Below are 22,753 nucleotides of genomic sequence, written 5' to 3'. Positions count from 1 at the left end.
CTTCTCCTAAAAATGCTTAGAAATAATTTCAAAACTATTTTTCACATTTAAATTTTTTTTATAATATTTATTTCCATTTTCTCCCATTTGCTTTTTTATTTCTTTGTTTTTTACTATTCCAAGTAATTCCTCTACTAGTATCTCTAACTTTTTTTGTGAAAAACCATTCATTCCAATTCCCATATTTTCTTTTTTTAATATTTTTAAATAATCTGTTATTTCATCAACCATTGCTAAGATTGGAATTTTTAATTTAAAATAATCTAATGTTTTTGAAGGAAAACTTGGAACTTTCATTTTTGAATCTAAACATACTATTCCCATATCACAAATACTTACTAATTTTTCATAGTCTTCCCTAGGAACAAAGTCATATATTTGAATATTTTTTAATTTTTTTGTACTTATATCTTTCTTTATTCGCTCTTTTTCATTACCTTTTCCAATCATTAATATCTTGATATTTTTTTCAAATACCAATTTTTCTGCCAATATAACTATCTTATCTAACTCTTGAATAACTGAAAAAGCTCCTCCATAAATTAAAATAAAATCGTCTATATTAAAATCATATTTTTTTCTAAATTCCTTTTTTTCTTTTTCTGTTAAAAAACTTATTTCTTTGTCTCTGGCCCAAATAGGCAGTATCTCTATTTTTCTTTTTTTAGATAAAGCTGGATATTTATCTTTAAAGAATTCTATGTTGCCATTTGACATACAACCAAAAACATCATAACTATAAAAACTTATTTTTTCTAAATATTTAAGCAAATTCTTTACTGCACTATTTTTTAAAATTTTAGTACTTTCTAAACAATATGGATAAAAATCCCAAAGAATCATGTAATTTATAGTTTTAAATATTTTCTTCAAAAAAAATGGAAAAAGAAAAAAAATAAAAGCTGGTGTACTGGAAATAACATAATTTATTTTTATTTTTTTCATATAACAAATATAACTATATATGATATAAAATTGAAAAAATAATATTTTAGCTATACTTCCTAGCTTATAAATAAAATTTGGCAACTTTATCCTCAACACACTTATTCCATTTTCAATTCCAAAACTACTTTTAGGATCATTTTTTTCCCAAGATAGTGCAAGAACATGAACATCAAAATTATTATTTAAAAATTCCAATGCTAACTCATTAGTTAGCCATAAATTATTTTCATCCTTAGAATACTTTGTTGTTAAGAACAAAACTGACTTATTCATAACTATTTTCCCCATATAACTTTATCTATTATCTTATAATAACTTAATATTATTCTCACTACTTTATCTGCTACATTTATATCTCTATAATCCACTGGCAATTCATATTTGTTATTTTCTTCAAAATATGTTCTTACCATATCTATTGCCTGTATTATTTCTTCTCCTTCTATTCCACCTATTACCATATTTCCTTTATCCAATACTTCTGGTCTTTCTGTACTTGTTCTTATTAATATTCCAGGAAAATTCAACATTGATGATTCTTCTGATAATGTTCCTGAATCTGATATCACTGCATATGCATTCTTTTGCAGTTTATTATATTCAAAGAATCCAAATGGTTTTAAATTTTTTACCAAAGGATGAAATTTAAAATTTCTTTCCTCTATTTTTTTCATGCTTCTTGGATGTGTTGAATATACTACTGGAATATTGTAATGTTCTGCTATCATATTTATCCCATTCATAAGTTTAAAGAAATTTTCTTCTATATCTATATTCTCCTCTCTATGAGCGCTTACAAGAATATATTTTCCTTTTTCTATTCCTAATTTTTCCAAAGGTTTGCTTTGATCTATTTTATCCATATTTTTTATTAAAACTTCATGCATAGGAGACCCAGTTACATATATATGTTCTTTTCTAAAGCCTTCTGACAAAAGATATCTTCTACTATGCTCTGTATAAGGCAGATTTATATCACTTATATGATCTACTATTTTTCTATTTATTTCTTCTGGAACATTTTGATCAAAACATCTATTTCCTGCTTCCATATGAAATACTGGTATTTTCAATCTTTTGGCTGCTATTGCTGCAAGACATGAATTTGTATCTCCAAGTATAAGAAGTGCATTTGGCATTTCTTTTTCTAAAACTTCGTATGATTTAGCTATTATATTTCCTATTGTTTCTCCTAAATGTTTTCCTACAGAATTCAGATAATAATCTGGTTCTCTTAGATTTAATTCTTCAAAAAATACTTGATTTAATGTATAATCCCAATTCTGCCCTGTGTGAACCAATATATGTTCAAAGTATTTATCACATGCTTTTATAACCTCTGAAAGTCTTATTATCTCTGGTCTTGTTCCTACTATTGTCATTACTTTTATTTTTTTCATTCATTACACCTCTAAGTAGTATGTATCTGGATTCTCTTTATCAAATAATTCATTTGCCCATATTACAAGTATCATTTCTTCAGTACCTGTATTTGTTATATTATGTGTATATCCAACTGGTATATCCACCACTTCTAATTTTTTATCAGATACAGGATATTCAATCACTTTATCGCTGTATATATTTCTAAATCTTATAACTGCTTCTCCTTTTATCACTAAAAATTTTTCATTTTTTGTATTATGATAATGATTCCCTCTTGTTATTCCAGGTTTTGAAGTAGAAATTGAAAATTGTCCACTATCTATTGTTCTTAATACTTCAACAAAAGATCCTCTATTATCTTTATGTTCTATAAGTTCATATGAAAAGTTATCTTCTGAAAGATATGATAAATAAGTTGAATATAATGCTCTTTCAAATCCTTTTCCCACTTTTTCTATTACAAGAGTCTTTCTATTATCTTTAAATGAATAGATAAGATCTGAAATTTCTCCAAGAGTTTTAGTATATACTGTTGGGATCTCATACCATTCTTTAATCTCTTTCTCCTCTTGCAAGTAAGAAACAAAAGTATTTACAACATCATCCACATATACAAAATCTAATTTTACATTTCTATCTGATATAGTGATATCTATATTATTTGCTATATTATGACACCAAGTAGCAATTACAGAATTGTAATTTGGTCTGCACCATTTTCCAAAGACATTTGGAAGTCTGTAAATGTATATTTGCGCATGATTTCTTTTTCCATATTCTCTTAGAAAAATTTCTCCTTCTAACTTACTTTTTCCATAATCATTATCTCTTTCTGCCTGAATTGATGAAGTTACTAGAATTGGTATTTTTAATCCTCTCTTTTCTATTACATCTGTCAGCTCTTTTATAGTATCTCTATTTCCTTTATAAAACTCTTCTGGATTCTCTGGCCTGTTTATTCCTGCAAGGTGAAAGATAAAATCTATTTTTTCTATATACTCTTCAATTTCATCTATAGTATTTTCTTTATCAAATTGATGAATAGCAATTCCTTCTATTCTAGACAATCTTTCTACAAGATTTTTCCCTATAAAGCCTTTTGCTCCTGTTACAAGAACTTCCATTACTATTTCACCCCAAATTCTTTTAATTCATCTTGTATCTCATATAAATCTAGAATCATTTTCTTTAATTCTTCTTCATTTAATCTATATGTATTATGAGAATTATATTCATCTGACTCTGTTATTACTTCCTGCCCATCTTCAAAATATTTCGAATAATTAAGATCCCTTCCATCTGCTGGAACTCTAAAGTATTCTCCCATATCTATTGCTCTTACTTTTTCCTCTTTAGTCATCAGAACTTCATAAAGTTTTTCTCCATGCCTTGTTCCTATTATTCTTACTTCATGTTCAGGTTTCTTTAATATATCTTTTACTGCATGAGCAAGAACCTCAATAGTTGCTGCTGGTGATTTTTGGATAAATAGATCTCCATTCTTTCCATTTTCAAATGCAAACAATACTAAATCTACTGCCTGATCTAAACTCATCATAAATCTTGTCATATTTGGATCTGTTATTGTTATTGGTTTCCCATGTCTTACCTGATCTATAAATAAAGGAATTACTGAACCACGTGATGCCATTACATTTCCATATCTTGTAAGGCATATTGTTGTTTCATCATCTTTTAAATTTCTTCCCTTTGCTACTATCACTTTCTCCATAAGGGCTTTTGACATTCCCATTGCATTTATTGGATAAGCTGCTTTATCTGTACTTAAACATACTACTTTTTTTACTTTTGATGCTATTGCTGCATTCAAAACATTTTCTGTTCCTAATATATTAGTATAAACAGCCTGTACTGGATAAAATTCACATGATGGTACCTGTTTAAGAGCTGCTGCATGGAATACAAAGTCTACTCCTCTCATTACATCCATTACTGAGTTATAGTCTCTTACATCTCCTATATAGAATTTTAATTTAGGATTACTATATATTTTTCTCATATCATCCTGTTTTTTTTCATCTCTTGAAAAAATTCTTATTTCTCCAATATCAGTTTTTAAAAATCTTCTGAGTACAGCATTTCCAAATGATCCTGTTCCTCCTGTTATTAATAGAACCTTATCTTTAAACATAAAACCTATCTCCTTAATCTTTTTTTATTGTATCCATTATTGTTTTATATGCCTTATCTACTCCTAAATATTCCTCATAATATTTTCTTCCATTATTTCCTAATTGCTTTTTTAATTCTTTTTCTTTTTTTAAAATATTTATTGATTTAATTACATTTTCCATATCTCCATATATATTTGCTATACCTGCTTTAGCTTCATCTTCTAAAATAAGAGGATAATCTGTATTTTTATCAGTAAATGAAATTATTGGAATCCCCAGCTTAAAATAATCTATTGTTTTGGAAGGAATATTTGGAATTGTAAAACAAGAATGAAGGCTTACTATTCCAACATCGCAAACTGATATCAGTTTTTCATATTCTTCTCTTGGAATAAAATCTATAAACTTCACATTTTCCAATTTTTTATCTATAACTATATTTTCTAATTTTTTCTTTTCTGTTCCTTTTCCTATGAGTAAAAATTTAATATCTTTAGAGTTTTTACATTTTTCTGCTACTTCCAGTAAAAAATTTAATCCCTGAGGAACACCCATATTTCCTCCAAATACAATTAAAAAATCTTTATCTTTATAATTATATTTTTTTCTCATATCTAAAAAATCAACTTTAGGTTTTTCTTTTAATTTTCCCCAATTTCTTAAAATATGAAGTTTTTTTATTCCTATTTCTTTATTATTTCTTTTTAAAAATTCAATATTTCCATTTGACATACATCCTATATAATCAGAAACTTCATACAATTTTTTTTCTTTATTTCTAAAAAAATTAAAAAGAAACTTATTTTTTATTATTCCTAAATCTTTAGCATTTTGAGGAAAAATATCTCTTAAAATAAGATAAGAACTTGTCCCATACTTTTTCTTCAACCATTCAATAACAGAAGTAAATGTTATTGGCGGAGTATGATGAATTACTATATCAAATTTAATATCTCCATAATAATTTTTTATATTCCTTTTAAAAGTATTCCCTAAGGTTAAAGTAGTTAATCCTTTCTCTATTATTCCTACTTCAAAAAGGTTTCCAGTTTTTATTCTTAAAATGTTTATACCATTTTCTACTTCTAAAATCGTATTCTTCTTATATTTTTTTTCTAAAATTGTTGCTACATAAACTTCTTGACCTTGATTCTTAAACTCTTCCACTAACTCCTTGTATAAATTATCATCATTTTTTTTATAATTTAATAATAAGAATAATATTTTCATTAAAGCTCCTAAAATTCTATTTTATTGCCCTAGCTGGATTACCTACTGCTGTACTATTATCTACAATATCTCTAATTACTACTGCTCCAGCCCCTATCATAACATTTTTACCTATTTTTATTCCTTGAATAATAGCACTTCCTGTTCCTAAAGTACTACACTCTCCAATAATCGTTTCTCCAGAAAGATTTACTCCTGGAAGGAGTGTTGAAAAATTTTCAATTTTAGCATCATGACCTATAGTACAATCTAAATTTACAATCACATGTTTCCCAATATTTATATTTACAGTCAAAATGTTTCCTGAACAAATTATACTTCCTTCCTCAATAGATACAGATTTAGAAATACTTACATTTGGATGAACTAATACTCCAAATTTTCTGTCTTTTAATTTTTCAATTATTTTTTTTCTTGTTTTTCCATTTCCAATCGCTATAATTGAATAAATATCCTTTTTCATATTTTTCAGGCAATCAACATCTCCAATTACTCTATACCCATTCAGATTTTTTTCAATATTTTTATAATTATCATCTATAAAACCTAAAAGATTCCATTGTAATTTTTTTTTATTTATTTCTTCTATAAGCCACGCAATCTCTCTTGCAAATCCCCCTGCTCCTATAATAACTATATCTTTCATTTTTTATTCACTTCCTAAGAATTCCTCCATAGTTGCACTACCTTTTTGTGTTATTCCTTCTCTTATAAAAATCTTTTTTAAAGTAAGAAATATTATTTTTATATCTAATATAAATCCATATTTATCAACATATTCTATATCTAATTTAAATTTTTCATCCCATGAAATAGCATTTCTACCATTAACCTGCGCCCATCCTGTTATTCCAGGTCTTACTTCATGTCTTCTATTTTGTTCTTTTGTATACCTTGTTAAATATTCCACTAAAAGAGGTCTTGGCCCTATTAAGCTCATATCTCCTTTTAGCACATTAAAGAATTCAGGTATTTCATCAAGACTTGTACTTCTTAATAATTTTCCAAATTTAGGAAGTCTATCTTCATCTGAAAGAAGTTTTTCTCCATTATTTTTTTGATTTATCATACTTCTAAATTTATACATAGTAAATATTTCCCCATTTTTTCCAGGTCTCTTTTGTTTAAAAAGCACAGGTGAGCCTAGTTTAATTTTTATCATTATTCCAAGAATAATGTATAACCACCAAAAACAAAGTATGAAACCTATTGAGCAAAATAAATCTAATAATCTTTTAAAAAATTTTCTATACATTTATTTTCCAAACTCCTTAAGCCTATTTATAACTATTTTTACATCTTCTGTTGCTAAATTTGTACTACATGGAATATTAAGTACTTTATCTATATAGTAAACTGACTTTTCCATCATATATGCCTCATTTTTTATAAATGGTTTCTGTTGATGAATTAGTCCCCATATAGGTCTTGATTGAATCCCAACTTCATTAAGTTTTATTAATAATTCATCTTTATTTAATCCATATTTTTCTTTATCTACTACTAGAGAATAAAACCAATGATTAGCCCTTATTCCTTGATTAAAAGGCAATAAATCAAGTCCTTCTATTTCTGACACAGATTTTTTATATAATTCAAAATTGGTTATTTTAGTTCTTATAAAATCTTCTAATTTATCTATTTGTTCTGTTCCTAAAGCTGCTTGTAAATTAAGCATTCTATAGTTGTATCCTATTTCATCATGAATAAAATACAATGGATCTGTCTTTGCTTGAACAGATAAAAATCTTACTTTATCTAAAAGATCTTGATTGTTTGAAACAACCATTCCTCCTCCTCCAGTAGTAATTATCTTATTAGCATTAAAAGAATAAACACCTATTTCTCCAATTGTTCCTGCAAATTTTCCTTCATATCTTCCAGAAGTATAATAAGTCCCTAATGCTTCTGTTGCATCTTCCAGTACTTTTAATTTATATTTTGCAGCAATATCCATTATTTTTTCCATGTCTGCCATATTTCCAAATACATGAACAACTAAAATTACTTTTATATTTTTTCCAGTTTTTTTATTATAAAGTTTCTCATTTTTTATTTCACATTCCTCTTTGCAAAATTTTTCTAATTTTACTGGATCCATACATAAAGTATCATCACAATCAATAAAAACTGGTTTAGCTCCCAAATATGTAATTGGATTCACTGCTGCAATAAAAGTAAGAGTTGGAGCTATTACCTCTTGATCACTTTCTACTCCTAAAACTCTCAATGCTGTATGAAGTCCTGCTGTTCCACTCTGTATTCCTACTGCTTCTTTCATTTTGACATATTTTGCTATCTTTCCTTCAAATTCACTGATAAATCTTCCCCCAGTAGAAACCCAACCACTTTCCAAACATTCTTTCAAATTACTCAATATTGGTTCTACAGTTAAATTTGGAACTGATAACCCTATAATACTTTTTTCCATAAAATCTCCTCCCTTTTACAAATATGTAATTTCTTTGTATGAAACAACTAATTTCTTCATTATATTTTTAATTTCATCTACATCTGCATGCTGTCCTGCTCTCCATAAGCTTTCAAAAAACTGTGTTATATCCACTTCCCCATCTTCTATTTTTGTTATAAAGATTTTCTTATTTTCTGTCTTAATTGCAGAATTAACATCATAAAGAAGTTCTTCAAAGAGTTTTTCTCCTGGTCTAAGTCCTACTACATCTATTTCTACATCTGAATTTGAAAGTTTTATCATTGTCTGGGCAAGATCATAAATTTTCACTGGTTTTCCCATGTCAAGAATAAATATCTCTCCTCCATTTCCCAATGAGCCTGCTTCTATTACTAACTGTGCTGCTTCTGGTATTGTCATAAAATATCTTGTTATATCTTTATGAGTTAGCGTAAGATTTTTACCTTCCTCTAATAATTTTCTAAATATTGGTATAACTGATCCATTACTTCCTAATACATTTCCAAATCTTACTGCCATATATTTTGTATTTTTAGAAATTTTATTCATATGCTGAATTACAAGTTCACATGCTCTTTTACTAGCTCCCATGATATTTGTTGGATTTACTGCTTTATCTGTTGAGATAAGGACCATTTTTTCTGCTCTGTATTTATCTGCACATTCTGCTACATTTTTAGTTCCAAATATATTATTTTTTATAGCTTCTTCTGGATTATGCTCCATTAAAGGTACATGTTTATGCGCTGCTGCATGAAATACTATATTTGGTCTATATTTTTTAAAAAGTATTTCAAGTTTTTCTTTCTCTCTTACATTACATATTTCAGATATCAATTCAAGATTTGGATATCTTCTCTTCATTTCAAGTTCAAGAAAATATATTGAATTTTCATTGATATCTATATTTATCAGTTGTTTAGGAGAATATCTGGCTATTTGTCTTGAAAGTTCAGAACCTATACTTCCTGCACCACCAGTAACAAAAATAACCTTTCCCTCTATTAAATTTCTGATATTTCCATCATTTATTACTATTTCATCTCTTCCTAACAAATCTTCAATTTTTACTTTTCTTAATTGAGAAGCTAATTCTCTATTTTCTAATATTTCTGCTATAGTTGGAACAGTTTTTATTTCCACATTTCCAACTGATTTAATTCTATCCACAATATTCCTCATCTCCGAACTATGAAGAGATGGCAATGCTAAAAGGACTTCTGATACTTTTTCTTTTTTAATAACTTCTTCTAAATTTTCCTTATTTCCTAAAACTTTTATATTGTATATATATGTATCTTTTTTCTTTGGATCATCATCTAAAAATCCAACTATATGATATGGAAAAATGGGATTTGTCATCGATTCTTGAGCTAATATCGCTCCTGCTTCTCCTGCCCCATACACTAAAACCCTTTCTTCTGGTATCAATCCTTTATTTTTACTTCTATAAAACCTTTTCAATCTAAATAAGTATCTACAAAATAATTGAAATGAAATAGATAAAATCAATGAAACTAAAACTGTAGAAACTGGATAATCAATTATTCTTGTATATATGATTACTAGAAAAACAATTGTTGAAATACTATTTAAAAAAATAAGGTTCAAAACATCCAATATATTTGTATAACTCCAGCTCCTATCATTCATTCTTGTATAAAAGTATCCAATCAAGAATATTCCTAGATATGTGAATATATATTCTGATTCCAGTTTATTTTCCCAAGCTAAGCCATATCGTGACATGAAAGCCCCTATCATCCCTAAAATTATTCCTAAGGAATCTATCCCAAATTTTATGAGACTTCTTTCATTTATTATTCTAGGAGTACCATTTTTATTTTTTTCTTTAAACTTCATTATTAATCTATAAATAAATAACTGAAAAAGTGAAAATACAATAAATACTATAAAAATTGTAAGAGTCTTATAAAACATAAAAAATATTCCAAATATAAAACTATTTATAAATACAGTATTATAATTAACTTCTTCTTCTCTAAAACTTAAATTTCCAGTTACAGAATAGAAAAAAACTAAGATAGCAAATAACCCATAAACAGCAGTATTAATGCTAAATCCTGTTATTCTAAGCATCATTTCATAAACTATAAATAACAAAACTATATATGTTATTCCTATGATACTTATTTTTTTTCTTTCCATAATGAAATCCTCCCAAGACTTTTTTGCATCATTTTTTAATTTATTTAAAATTCATTTTTTTCTTTTATTTCAACTTTTTAAGCACAAAATTATAGTTTTCAAACTAAATTATACATCATTATTTATTTTTTTTCTACATTATTATATATAAAATATAAATATGAAAACTATAAAAATTACTATAATATTCTTTAAAATTAATTTTTACTTTTAAATAGATTTTTTCTTTTTTATAAAAATTTAAATTACTTCTTATATTTACTCTTTAACAACATATTCTAAGTTTTTTTGTAATACAAATATGTTAAATATGTGTTTTAAAGAATAAAAAAGAGATCATATATAAAATATGATCTCTTTTTAATTTAAATATAATTTTATTTATTTGTTATCTTTAATTCTAAAACATATAAGTAACATTTAATTTGTATATTTCTTTTTTCTAAAATTTTTATTTATCTTTTTCAATTTTAGTATAATAGAATATTAAAATAAAAAGCATAAATTGAAAAATACTTTGAATTGTTCCATAATATCCCCAAATACTCCATACTATTCCATATACATAATAACCTACAATAGCAGAAGAAGCTCCTAATTTTTCTCCTATATTCTCTAAATTCCTTAAATTCTTTAAAATTAATATTGGAATAAATATAAAAAATTGTATAAAATATAATATTGAAAAGACTCCCATTTCTGCTAACATATTTAAGTATATACTATGAGCTTCTCCAAAATTAAAATTTTCTCTTTTTATTCCTGGAAGAATATTTCCATCTCTATCTGTATTTTCATCAGCATATTTTTGAACCCAATATTTAGTTCCTCTGGCTCCTGCTCCAAATATTTTATTATTTTCCCAAGTGTATATGCTCCCTTTCCACATTATTCTTCTAAAATTATCAGAAACTTTATTTATATTTTCAGTATCTTTTTTTATTGTTATATTAGTTACTCTATATTTAATTGACTTAGGAAGAATTATAAAAATAATAGTTGTAGCTAATAGTATTAATAACAATCTTTTTATACTAAATTTCATTATTACTATAAATGCTATTCCTGCTAAAAACCCTAAAATTGCTGCTCTTGTTTTAGTTAATAACAATCCACTCAAAGATAAAAATAATACTATAAAATAATAATATTTTCTTTTCAATTCTTCCATAGTTTTAATATTCCATATTACTCCAAAAACATATAATGAAATCATCATTAATAAACCTGCCGAATATGCTATATTTTTAAAACCTTCAAACCTATATTCTAAGTTTGTGGAGAGAGTTTTTAAATTTCGTATATAATCATATACATAATAACCTCCAACTAATCCACCACAAAATAAAAAAACTTTTTCTAATATTAAAAACTCTCTTTTTTCTTTAATAATATTTATTAGTAAGAACATGTCTATAAATCTTTTATTAACATTTATGAATCTTCCAACACTATGTAATCCATCATAAGAAAAACAAGTCCAAATTATCCCTAAAAAAAGAATTAAAATAAACATATACATTACTTTTTTGTATCCAAATTCTATTTTCCTATTTTTATAATAAAAAACATTAATTAAAAAACTGATTATCATTAAAATATTTCCTCTATTACCTGAATATTCACTAAATGATAGTCCAAAAACAAATAGTATTGCTCCTAATATTCCTAAATTATGATTAACCACTTCTCTTTTATTTTTATTTTTTAACATTCCATATAGAATTATTACAAGAAAAGGGATTCCTATTATTATTTTTCTATCATCTACACAAATAAATAAAATAATTAAAATAATCATTGAGATTAATTCAATTATATTAAATTCATTTAAAAATTTATTATTTTTTAGAGCAACCATATTTTCCACCTTTATTTTATTATTTCTTAACTATCTCAAAGAAATTAATTATTTTATATTCTCCAACCTTTTTTTCTTAATTCTTTCTTCTTTGATTTTATCCATTCTACAAATTTTAACTTTTTTATTTTTCTTACAACTAAAATCATATAATATGATATGTCTTTATTCTTTTTATAATATTTTTCTTCTACTTCATATTCTTTTTCTATTACTAGTAAATCATTCTCCATTATAAAAATATCATTCCATCTTTTAAAATGAAAAAACCTTTCTTGCTTTCCTTGTGTATCTATTATCCTTACCCCATTTTTTGTTTTTATAAAGTTTGAAGTATTTAAATCTCCATGATATATTTTTTCTTTGTGTAATTTATTAACTATTTCCATTATTTTATCTATATCTGCAGTACTCTTTATTGACTCTCCCTCTATACATTCCATTAATATGTAACTTTCTTTTATAAAAATATTTTTCTTTACAATGACTAAAAATGGAACTGCATATTCTTTCATTCCTTCTTTTATTCTTTCTCTAACATTTATCAATGTATTTAATGCTTCTCCATTTTTTATGAAAGTCTGTATTCTTCTTTGAGGGATTATCGTTTCTGATTTAGGAGATTTTAATATATATTTTTCTCCTTTTATTTCTATTTTAGCTACATAATTTCTCTCAGTATTTTTATACACTTCTGATTCCTTAAACTCTTTATCAATTATTCTTTTTCCTAGTTCTTCATAGAATATTTCTTCTTCTGGATAATATATATTATATTCTTTATATTTTTTATTTTTTATCATTTCAATTATCCTCTATTCTAAATTTCTTCTATTAATTTTTCATATTCTTTTATTATATTTTTACTGTCAAATTCTCTTACTCTCTCTTTTATTAAATCTTCATATTTTTTTTTCAATTCTTTATCTTTTAAAAGCTTTTCAATGTTCTCAGCAAGTTCTTTAGAATTTCCAACTTCAAATAGTATTCCACATTCACCATCTTTTAAAATATCCCTTGGTCCTACTGGACATTTTGAAGAAATCACTGCTTTTCCTGAATATCCAGCTTCAACTAATACTAGACCAAATCCTTCAAACTTTGAACTGTGTATAAAAAAATTAGAATTTTTTAACCATACATAGGGATTTTTCATTCTTCCTAATAAAAATACTAAATCTTCTAATTGATATTCTTTTATCCAATTTTCAATTGTCTTTTTAGAAGGACCATCACCTATTATATATAACTTTTGTTGTATTCCTTTACTTTTTAATATTTTAAAACTTTTTAAAAGAGTCTCATAATCTTTTTGAATAGTATCTAACCTTGAGATTGCAATACAATAATTCTCAATAAGCATTTTCATCTGCTCTTCTCTTAATTCACTCTTATCATCCATTAATTTTTCTATTCTTTCAAAATTAAATGGATTATATATTCTACTTACTTTCCCACTTAAATTTGGATATATATTTTCTAGCTCTTCTTTCATTTCATCACATATAGCCACTACTTTATCATATTTTTCTAATCTTTTCCCAAATCTTTGTATTTTACTTTCTTTTTTCTTTAAATTAGGTATAGAGTTATGTATCCATACTATTTTCTTCGTAATATCCAACTTTTCTATATATTTTGATGCACCTCCATCAAAATCTACTATTACATCTATTTCTCCAAGCTCTTTTAATACTTTCTGCATATTTTTATACATAATTCTATTTTCTTTTTCCATCATTAAATTATACATCAATTTATATACAATATTTTTCTTTTTTGCTTTATATTTCTCTGTTTCTCTTATCAATTTCTCTGGTTTAAGAAAAAAATACCTTATATCTTTTGGTATATCTTTTTCAAATATATTTTCTTTTCCACAATCATCATCTATTATAAGATAAATATCAAATTTTTCTCTATCAATTGTCTGAAGAACTTCTATTAATACTCTTTCTAGTCCTCCCATTCTTAAACTTCCACTTCTAAATATTACTTTCTTTTTCATCTATACCTTCCATTATATTTTTTGTTTCTTCATTATTAAATTTCTTACTGATTTTATTTTATTGCATAGTTCAATTTTCCCCATCTTATCCTCTATAATTTTTAATATTTTTTTATTTCTTTTTTTAGTTCCTTTATATCAAACTTATTAATATTTGGTTCTTCCCCGTCTTTAACTTTAAAATCTCTAGAAAATATTTGCACTGCTTCCTCATAATTAGGTCCCCATAAATATCTATTTGTTTCATTTTCTCTTTTATTATCTAATCTATATATTGCTACCAATTTTCTTTTAAAAGCTGCTGCTATATGAACTATTGAGGTATCTGGGGTTATTACTAAATCTGCTTTACTTATTAAATATGAAGTTTCCATTATATCTTTACACTCTGGAAAAAAAGCATTATTTCCTAATTCTTTTATTATTTTTTCAAGTTCCCTCTTTCTTCTTTTTTCTCCTATAAAAATTAATCTATTATCCTTATCTTCAAGAATTATCTTTCCTATTTTTACTATATTTTCTAAATTTATATCTCTATGTTTACTTGCTGCAAATGGATTAAATACAACTATTTTTTTATGACTTAATTCTTCTAGTAATTTATCAACCTTGCTTTTTTGCTGCTCAGTAAAAAATAATTCATAATTTATATCTATATCTCCTATCCCTAATTTTTCTAAAACATTTTTATATAATTCTGTTATATGAATATGACCTATAGGTTTTGTATAGGATATATCAAACATATTCCAATTTTCTTTATTTAATCCCATATTAAATCTTGCTTTACATAAATTTATAAGCATCATCTGATTTATTCTTAACATTTCTGAAAAATCTATTAATAAATCATATTTTTCTTCTGCTATTTTTAATGCCAATTCTTTTGTATTTTTTCTATCTTTTTTATACTCATATATTTTATCTACATTTGGATTATTTTCTATTACTGCCCTAGCTCCACCTTTTGTTAGTACTCCTATTTCTATATCTGGATATCTCTTCTTTATTTCTCTAAACATTAAAGTATTTATCACCATATCGCCTATTTTTCCATCATATCTCATAAATAGTATTTTTTTTATATTATTCTTCTCAATAAAGTTTCCTGATTTTATTTCTTCCTTCTCCATCTTTCTATCCCATATATATTTTCCTATCTTCAATCTTTTTTCTCGCATATAATCTTGAAATACTCTATTTAGTTTCCGCAACATAATTCCCCCAAAAATATATAAATATTTTTATATTTTATTTACTTTTAAAGATAATAAAAAATATTTTTCAAATAAAATTATACATTATATCATTGTTTTTTTCTACTTTTTAAATTTATCATACATTTTAAATATTGTAATAAATATTCTTTAAAATTAATTATTTTAATTTAAAAATTATTTTATATTTTTTAAATTAGTCACAATAAAAAGATAACATCGTATATCAATAATAATCTTTAAAATTAATTTTAAACTCTTTCAGCAATATATTTATGTTGAAATTGTGTTTCAAAGAATAAAGAAGAGATTGGTGTAAAACCAATCTCTTCTTTCATTAATTATTTAATTTTTTATCATCTATTTTTCCTTTATACCTAACATTTTTCTGAATTTATTTCTTATTTTCTTCATTTCATTTCTTTTTTCTCTTTTAAAAAGATATCTGCCACTTATTTTTTCTTTAAACTTATCTATATCATCTTTAGAATATATTCCTATTCTTTGTATTTCATATAAATCATCTGAAAAGCATGCTGTTCCACTTTCTGTTGATACTGCAAATTTATATCCTAATTCTTTTATCAACTTTTTTGAATTATCATCATTCTTTCCCCAAGGATAAGCAAAAGATACTAATTTCTCTCCTGCTAATTTTTCTAATTTTTCTTTAGAAAAAATTAAATCTTCTTTTAAATTGACCTTCTCTGTAAAAGGCATATCTAGATGGCTGCTTGTATGTCCTCCTATTTCTACCAATTCTGATCTTATAAGTTCTTGAACTTCTTCTTTATTCATTAAAGAAAATCTTTTTTCTTTTTCTCTTCCTTCAGCTTCTACATCCCATTTATTATAGTCACAGTCTGTAATAAGAAAAAGTACAATTTTAAAATTATATTTTTTTAGAATTGGTAATACTATTTTATGATTATCTTTATAACCATCATCAAATGTTATTATTATATGCCTTTTATTAAATCTATTTTTATACTCTCCATTTTTTATATCTTTAAAAAAGATAGGTTCATAATTGTTATCTTTCAAATATTTCATTTGTTTTTCAAAATTCTCTTTAGTTACAAATGTATCGTAATATCCTTTTTCTTCTTCAGTTTCTACCACTCTATGATACATTAATACTGGTATATCTTTTCTTTGACAATAGATTATTTTATGTTGCAGCTCTTTCTCTATATCTTTTTTTTCTTTTATCTTATAAACTACTGGTATTTTATTAAAAAAAGAAAAAAAATGAAGTGAGCTGATTCTTTTTAAAGAATTAACATATATTATCTTTATTTCCTTTTCTTTTTTTAGTTTGTTTACATATTTATATTGTTTAAAAAAATTCATTAAATTATTATTTTTAAAATTTACTCTGCTATTTTCTGAATAATAGATATTATTATTTACATTATCTATATTTTCATTTTTCTCTTGAAATATCCAAAATATATTCATAAATATTTCCTTTCTTTTTAATTTAAATTTTCCACCCTTTATCTCTCAGTTTTTTCTTTATTTTTCCTATTTTTTCTATAATTGGGAGCCTTTTAAACCTTTTTATGAAATACGCCCAGTAATATACAATATCTTTTTTATACGGATATTTCATTTCTTCATAAGAATCATACTGCATTGTTATCATATCATAATGTGCCCTGTATTTTGTCAATCCCATTTTTTTCCCTTGGGTATCTAGTATCTTTATTTTCTCATTAGATATTAAAAAATTCCCTGGATTAAAATCTCCATGATAATATCCTTTTTCATGTATTTTCTCCATTTTGTTTACTATATCATCTAAATATCTTCTGTCTTCTTCTCCATGTACATATTCCATTACAAAAAAAGAAAAATTTATCATTCCTTTTTTTCTAATATTAACTGCTGTTAAAGGTTTTACAAATTCTTCAAATCCCATATCAATCAATTTATTTACATTAATCAATGTATTCAAAGCTTCCCCTTTTTTAAATAAACTCATAAATTGTCTTTGAGGAATTCTAAACTCATTTCTTGGTTCTTTATATATATATTTAATTCCATCTATTTCTATTAAAGAAACATAATTTCTTTTTGTATCTTTTATTTTCTCTATTTCTTTAAATTCTTTTCTGATTATTTTTTCAGCCAATATTTTATATTCCTCTTCTAAAAAATACATATTATATCCTCTAAATACTTCCTTTTTTAACTTCTTCATATTTTTACCTTCAAACTTTCTTAGTAAAATATTTTTTAGAATAAACATTTATTAATTTGCACAAATGCTTTGGATATTTTTTCCACCATGGTAGATGCTTGTACTTCAAAAAATATACCTTTGGATTTTTCCCCCAACTTTTATCCCACCAATGAATTCCATAAGTATTTTCTGTTAAACATTTTTCTGTAAATTCTTCATCATGGTTATATGGATAAAAATATTCTTTTGCATGTATCTTTATATTAGATGCTTCAAAAAGTTTATTGCCATATTCTTCTTTTAAAGTTTCTGTTAATATATTTGTTATTATGTACATATTTGAACTCCATATTTTGTTATTATAAAAATTTAACATTTTTTTTATTATTTTATGTTGAGGTATACAACCTAAAATTCCAAAACTTATTATTTCATCATCTTCATATCCAGTAAAAAAATCTGTTTCCAAAAGATCATCTAATTTTTTTATTATTTCCATATCTGTATCAAGATATATCCCTCCATATTGATATAATACTTTCAAACGAGCATAATCTGATAGAAAAGCCCATAATTTTCTTTTATAGCATTCTCTTAAAAATCTGCATTTTTTCATTTCATTTTCTAAATTAAAACTTTTTTCATTCCACTCAATAATTTCATATTCTGGTAAAATTTTTCTCCAACTCTCTAGACATTTTAATACTTTTTCAGGTTTATCTTTTCCAAACCAAATATAGTGAATTTTCTTCTCTATCATTGTTCTTCTCCATGTTTTAATCATTTTATCCCTATTAGTCTATTTTTTACTTTTTTATATGTTTTAACTTAATCTCATCCTTATCTTTACGATTATTAAATCCATATTCACATTTGTAATTTGACTTAGAAATTTCTTTTTTTATTTTTCTATAATAATTTTCATTTACACTTCCATCTTTTGGAGAAGCTGATTTATGATACATATGAATTGGATACTTTTCAAATTTAAAAGAATATGTTTTACCTCCATATTTAAAAAATCTATTTCCAAAATCATCATCTTCATGCCCCCAACCTACATAATTTTCATCAAATCCATTTACTGCTATATAATCTTTTTTATATAAAGAAAAAATAAGTCCTACAATTTTAGCTCCTCTTGTCCTTAATTTTAATTTATACAGAATATTATATAATCTTTCTTTTTCCACAAAACTATCCTGTTCTAATTTCTTCTCTTTTGGCATTATCTTATATATCTTTTCATAATCATATTTCTCATTTATTATTTTTTGAATTTTTTCTTTTTCTTCTTCTGAACTTCCTAAAGCTTCTGAAAAAATTATTCTTTTTCTCTTTCTTACCTCATATATTCTTTGAATAAAATCATTATCAAATACAACATCTTGATCTAAAAAAATAAGGTACTCATTTTCAGCTATTCTTGCCCCATTGTTTCTTGAAGCTGCCAATCTAAATCCTATATCTTGCTGATATACATATTTTATTTTAAATTTGCATTCTTGCAATAAATCTTTTATATATTCATAGACATCTTCACTTGACCCATCATCAGCAAAAATAAGTTCATCTATCTGCTTTGTTTGCTGCTGAAGAGCTAAAATCATATTTCTTGCATATTCTAAACGATTATATAGAGTTACTATAAGACTTATTTTTTCTTCCACTTTTTTCTCCTACCTCTTTATTTTAGATTATTGCATTTTTTCAAATTATAATTTCCTTTTATTCTTCTCTTAAACTTACTCATTGTTATATCTGAAAATATTCCTATTCTTCTGATTTCATATAAGTCATTATTTATGTAAAAAGCTCCTGAATCAGTTGCTATTCCATAGCTATATCCTAATTCTTTTACTATTTTTTTAGATTCATTATTAAAAAGTCCAAAAGGATATGCAAAAGATACTAATTTTTCATTTAAAAGTTTTTCTAAATATATTTTATTTCCTTCTATTTCTTCTTTTTGTTTTTCTGGATCAAGTTTATTTAATTTTACATGATGCATAGTATGACCACCAAATTCTACTAACCCAGATTTATGCATTTCCAATATCTGATTTGAATTCATAAGTTCAAATCTTTTTTCTCCTGTTTCTTCTATATCCCATCTGTTATCTTCTAAATGTGACACCATATATATTACAGCTTTCATATTATATTTTTTCAATAGTGGAAATAAAAGTTCAAAATTATCTTTATATCCATCATCAAATGTTAAGATAATATATTTTTCCTTTTTTTTATCTTCTTCTGTTATATTTTTTAAATCTTTAAAAGTAATTGTCTTAAATCCTTTTTCTTTTAAGTAAATCAATTGTTCCTCAAATTTATTAACATCATAATATATAATATGAACTCCTATATCTTTCTTAGCATCAATAAGTCTATGATACATTAATATTGGTATTTCTTTTTTAAAAAAATAGTCAAATATTTTAATCATTTATTTCCTCCAAAATTCTCAAAAACTTTTCAAAAATCGCCTTTCTATTAAATTTTTCTAAAAAATTCTCTTCAAAATTTAAGTCAAAATTTTTTAATATATTTTTACTAAGTTCAACAATATCTCCAACTTCAAAAAGTTTTCCTCTTCCATCTGCCAATATTTCTTTTGGACCAACTTTACAGTTAGAACTTATCACTTTTCCATTTAGTACAATTCCTTCTAAAAGCACAACTGAAAAGCCTTCATATCTTGAAGAGAGTATCAATTTGTCTGCTTTTTTCATCCAATTATATGGATTTTGTTTTCTACCTAATAAAAGGATTTCTTCTTTATATTTGAAATTTTCCCTCATTTTTTCTACTTTTTCCTTATCTGGTCCATCACCAATAAGATATAATCTTCCTTCATATCCTTTTTCTTTTGCAATATCAAATGCTGAAAATAATGTTTCAAAATCTTTTGGAATTATATCTAATCTTGATACCATCAAAAGAAATTTTTCTTTTACCAATTTTTTCTCTTCCTCATGAAAAGGAGCATCAGATAATATTTTTATTTTTTCAAAATCAATTGGATTGTATATATATTCACTCTTTCCTAGTAAATTATTATTTAATTTTAATAAATCTTCTTCCATTTCTTGGCATATACATATTATTTTATTATAATATTCTAATCTCTTTGTAAATCTCTTTATTTTATTTTTTTTCTTTTTCCAATTTTCTACTGAACTATGTACCCATACTAAATTCTTTGATATCTTTAGCTCTTTTATAATTTTTGTAAGACTAGAATCAAAATCTATTACAATATCTGGTTTAAATTCTTTATATATTTCTAAAAATTTTTTATCTGCATATCTTTTTTCATTAAATAATGCTATTGCATACTTTACTCTTAAAAAAAAACTTTTTTTTCTATTTTCTCTAATTTTTCTTATTTGTGATATATATTCATAATTTTTCAAATATTCTACTTTTGTTTTTATTTCTTTTTCTAAAATATTTTCATTTCCATTGTCATTTTCAATAACAACTTTTATATCAAACCCTTCATCAACTAAAAAGTTAATATATTCACATTGAACTCTTTCTAATCCCCCCATCATGGTACTTCCACTTTTAAATAGTATTCTTTTCATTATTTTCTCCAATCACTTTCTTCATCTCTTCAAAATCAAATGTATTTATATCTATTTCGTCATACTGACTTATCTTATCTTTACAGAATATTATTTTTGTTTCTTTTGTTTTTGGTGCCCATACTAAATGATCTACTTCATATTTTCCTCCTTTTGGAGGGTATACTGATATATTAGCTTTATTTAAAGCTGAAGCTATATGAACTATTGATGTATCTGGTGTTATTACCAAATCTGATCTTTTTATCAAATATATACTGTCTTGTATCGTTTCTATATTTTCTGGAATATATACATTTTCATTAATTATTTTTAATTTATTCAGTTCTTTATATTTATCACCAAAGTATATTAAAATTACTCCCATATCTTTAGTTTTTAAATGATTTATTATTTTATTCAATGTCTCTAAAGTAAAACTTTTATGTTTACTTGCTCCATAAGGATTCAATACTACTACTTTTTTTTCTTTTATTTCTTTAAAAAATTCTTTATATTTTTCTGTTTCTTCAATATAAATATCATATTTTTTATCTATTTCATTCTCTTTAAACCCTAATTTTTTTAAATATGCTGAATATCTTTCTGTTATATGATCTGTCCATTTAAAATCTATTCCACTTTTTATAGATATATCAAATAATTTCCATTCTTCTCTATTTAGTCCCATATTAAATCTTGCTTTACATAGATTTATAAGCATCATTTGATTTACTCTCAACATTTCTGAAAAATCTATCAATAAATCATATTTCTCATTTGCTATTTTTAAAGCTAATTTCTTTATATTTTTTTTATAATCATATATTTTATCTATATTTGAATTGTTTTTTATTATAGCCTTTGCTCCTTCTTCTGTCACTACCCCTATTTTTATATATGGATATTTTTTCTTTATTTCTCTAAACATTAAAGTATTTATTACCATATCCCCTATTTTTCCATCATATCTCATAAATAATATCTTTTTTATATTATTTTTTTCAATAAAGTTTCCTATTTTTATTTTTTCCTTATTTCTTTTTCTATCCCAAATATATCTCCCAACCTTTAATCTTTTTTCTCGCATATAGTCTTGAAATATTCTATTTAATTTTCTTAGCATAATTCCCCCAAAGATTTTATATAAATCAATATTATATTTTATTTACTTTTAAAGATAATAAAAAATGTTTTATAAATAAAATTATACATTATATAATTATTTTTTTCTACTTTTTAAATTTAATATACTTTTATAATTTGTTTGTTAATAATCTTTAAAATTAAAAATTTTATCTAAAAAATATTTCATTGTTCCAATGTATTATATACTTATAATTTTCTTTAAAATTAATTTTAATGTCTTCTAGCAGCATATTTATATTGAAATTATGTTCTAAAAAATAAAAAAAGAGACTGGTTTTATCCCAATCTCTTTTCTTAAATTAAATATTCTATTTTCTCTATTTATTTAAAACTTTCTCTATCCATTCCTGATTATCCAGATACCATCTTATTGTTTTTTCTATCCCTTCATCAAATGATGTCTCTGGATACCAGCCTAATTCTGTTACTATCTTCTCTGGGTCTATTGCATATCTT

Annotated in this window: 20 protein-coding genes and 1 pseudogene; all 21 read right to left on the bottom strand. The window is 24.5% G+C overall.

Going from position 1 to position 22,753, the window contains the following annotated elements; genetic code table 11:
- Positions 1 to 6 precede the first annotated feature (6 nt).
- Positions 7 to 1,221 (bottom strand): glycosyltransferase family 4 protein, encoded by a 1,215-nt coding sequence (locus tag E6771_RS13245; RefSeq protein WP_316091816.1) that lies wholly within the window; start codon positions 1,219 to 1,221, stop codon positions 7 to 9.
- A gap of 2 nt (positions 1,222 to 1,223) precedes the next feature.
- Positions 1,224 to 2,348 carry a non-hydrolyzing UDP-N-acetylglucosamine 2-epimerase gene (wecB, locus tag E6771_RS13240; protein WP_316091815.1) on the bottom strand — a complete coding sequence of 375 codons (1,125 nt, stop codon included), beginning with the start codon at positions 2,346 to 2,348 and terminating at the stop codon, positions 1,224 to 1,226.
- 3 nt (positions 2,349 to 2,351) lie between these two features.
- Positions 2,352 to 3,458 carry an NAD-dependent epimerase/dehydratase family protein gene (locus E6771_RS13235; protein WP_316091814.1) on the bottom strand — a complete coding sequence of 369 codons (1,107 nt, stop codon included), beginning with the start codon at positions 3,456 to 3,458 and terminating at the stop codon, positions 2,352 to 2,354.
- A gap of 2 nt (positions 3,459 to 3,460) precedes the next feature.
- Positions 3,461 to 4,486 carry a polysaccharide biosynthesis protein gene (locus E6771_RS13230; RefSeq protein WP_316091813.1) on the bottom strand — a complete coding sequence of 342 codons (1,026 nt, stop codon included), beginning with the start codon at positions 4,484 to 4,486 and terminating at the stop codon, positions 3,461 to 3,463.
- A gap of 13 nt (positions 4,487 to 4,499) precedes the next feature.
- Positions 4,500 to 5,699, bottom strand: a complete 1,200-nt coding sequence (locus E6771_RS13225) for a glycosyltransferase family 4 protein (protein WP_316091812.1) — start codon at positions 5,697 to 5,699, stop codon at positions 4,500 to 4,502.
- 16 nt (positions 5,700 to 5,715) lie between these two features.
- Entirely contained in the window at positions 5,716 to 6,345 is a 630-nt protein-coding gene (locus E6771_RS13220; protein ID WP_316091811.1) for an acetyltransferase, read from the bottom strand.
- 3 nt (positions 6,346 to 6,348) lie between these two features.
- Entirely contained in the window at positions 6,349 to 6,954 is a 606-nt protein-coding gene (locus tag E6771_RS13215) for a sugar transferase (RefSeq protein ID WP_316091810.1), read from the bottom strand.
- Positions 6,955 to 8,118 (bottom strand): LegC family aminotransferase, encoded by a 1,164-nt coding sequence (locus E6771_RS13210; RefSeq protein WP_410054676.1) that lies wholly within the window; start codon positions 8,116 to 8,118, stop codon positions 6,955 to 6,957.
- A gap of 27 nt (positions 8,119 to 8,145) precedes the next feature.
- A complete protein-coding gene (locus E6771_RS13205) occupies positions 8,146 to 10,302 on the bottom strand; it encodes a nucleoside-diphosphate sugar epimerase/dehydratase (protein WP_316091808.1) in 2,157 nt (718 codons plus the stop codon).
- 451 nt (positions 10,303 to 10,753) lie between these two features.
- Complete coding sequence (locus E6771_RS13200) at positions 10,754 to 12,163, bottom strand: O-antigen ligase family protein (RefSeq protein WP_316091807.1); 1,410 nt, start codon at positions 12,161 to 12,163, stop codon at positions 10,754 to 10,756.
- Between the two features lie 53 nt (positions 12,164 to 12,216).
- Positions 12,217 to 12,966 carry a lipopolysaccharide core heptose(II) kinase RfaY gene (locus E6771_RS13195; RefSeq protein WP_316091806.1) on the bottom strand — a complete coding sequence of 250 codons (750 nt, stop codon included), beginning with the start codon at positions 12,964 to 12,966 and terminating at the stop codon, positions 12,217 to 12,219.
- A gap of 17 nt (positions 12,967 to 12,983) precedes the next feature.
- Complete coding sequence (locus E6771_RS13190) at positions 12,984 to 14,171, bottom strand: glycosyltransferase (protein WP_316091805.1); 1,188 nt, start codon at positions 14,169 to 14,171, stop codon at positions 12,984 to 12,986.
- A 101-nt stretch (positions 14,172 to 14,272) separates the two neighbouring features.
- Complete coding sequence (locus E6771_RS13185) at positions 14,273 to 15,388, bottom strand: glycosyltransferase family 9 protein (RefSeq protein ID WP_316091804.1); 1,116 nt, start codon at positions 15,386 to 15,388, stop codon at positions 14,273 to 14,275.
- A 360-nt stretch (positions 15,389 to 15,748) separates the two neighbouring features.
- Entirely contained in the window at positions 15,749 to 16,849 is a 1,101-nt protein-coding gene (locus tag E6771_RS13180) for a polysaccharide deacetylase family protein (protein ID WP_316091803.1), read from the bottom strand.
- A 22-nt stretch (positions 16,850 to 16,871) separates the two neighbouring features.
- Positions 16,872 to 17,594, bottom strand: a complete 723-nt coding sequence (locus E6771_RS13175; protein ID WP_316091802.1) for a lipopolysaccharide core heptose(II) kinase RfaY — start codon at positions 17,592 to 17,594, stop codon at positions 16,872 to 16,874.
- A gap of 10 nt (positions 17,595 to 17,604) precedes the next feature.
- Complete coding sequence (locus E6771_RS13170; protein ID WP_316091801.1) at positions 17,605 to 18,336, bottom strand: glycosyltransferase family 32 protein; 732 nt, start codon at positions 18,334 to 18,336, stop codon at positions 17,605 to 17,607.
- A gap of 46 nt (positions 18,337 to 18,382) precedes the next feature.
- Positions 18,383 to 19,246 (bottom strand): glycosyltransferase, encoded by an 864-nt coding sequence (locus E6771_RS13165; RefSeq protein ID WP_316091800.1) that lies wholly within the window; start codon positions 19,244 to 19,246, stop codon positions 18,383 to 18,385.
- Positions 19,247 to 19,263: 17 nt separating this feature from the next.
- On the bottom strand, positions 19,264 to 20,025 hold the full coding sequence (locus E6771_RS13160; RefSeq protein ID WP_316091799.1) for a polysaccharide deacetylase family protein: 762 nt from the start codon (positions 20,023 to 20,025) through the stop codon (positions 19,264 to 19,266).
- Positions 20,018 to 21,169, bottom strand: a complete 1,152-nt coding sequence (locus E6771_RS13155) for a glycosyltransferase (protein WP_316091798.1) — start codon at positions 21,167 to 21,169, stop codon at positions 20,018 to 20,020. The genes E6771_RS13160 and E6771_RS13155 overlap by 8 nt, the downstream gene beginning before the upstream one ends.
- Positions 21,150 to 22,274 carry a glycosyltransferase family 9 protein gene (locus E6771_RS13150; RefSeq protein ID WP_316091797.1) on the bottom strand — a complete coding sequence of 375 codons (1,125 nt, stop codon included), beginning with the start codon at positions 22,272 to 22,274 and terminating at the stop codon, positions 21,150 to 21,152. Before E6771_RS13150 ends, E6771_RS13155 begins: the two co-directional genes overlap by 20 nt.
- Before the next feature lie 340 nt (positions 22,275 to 22,614).
- Positions 22,615 to 22,753, bottom strand: a pseudogene (locus E6771_RS13145) (dTDP-glucose 4,6-dehydratase); the annotation flags it as partial.

This window comes from Fusobacterium sp., assembly GCF_032477075.1.
Lineage (GTDB): Bacteria > Fusobacteriota > Fusobacteriia > Fusobacteriales > Fusobacteriaceae > Fusobacterium_A.
Note: the sequence above shows the minus strand (reverse complement) of the source record. Positions and strands in the feature narration are given on the sequence as shown.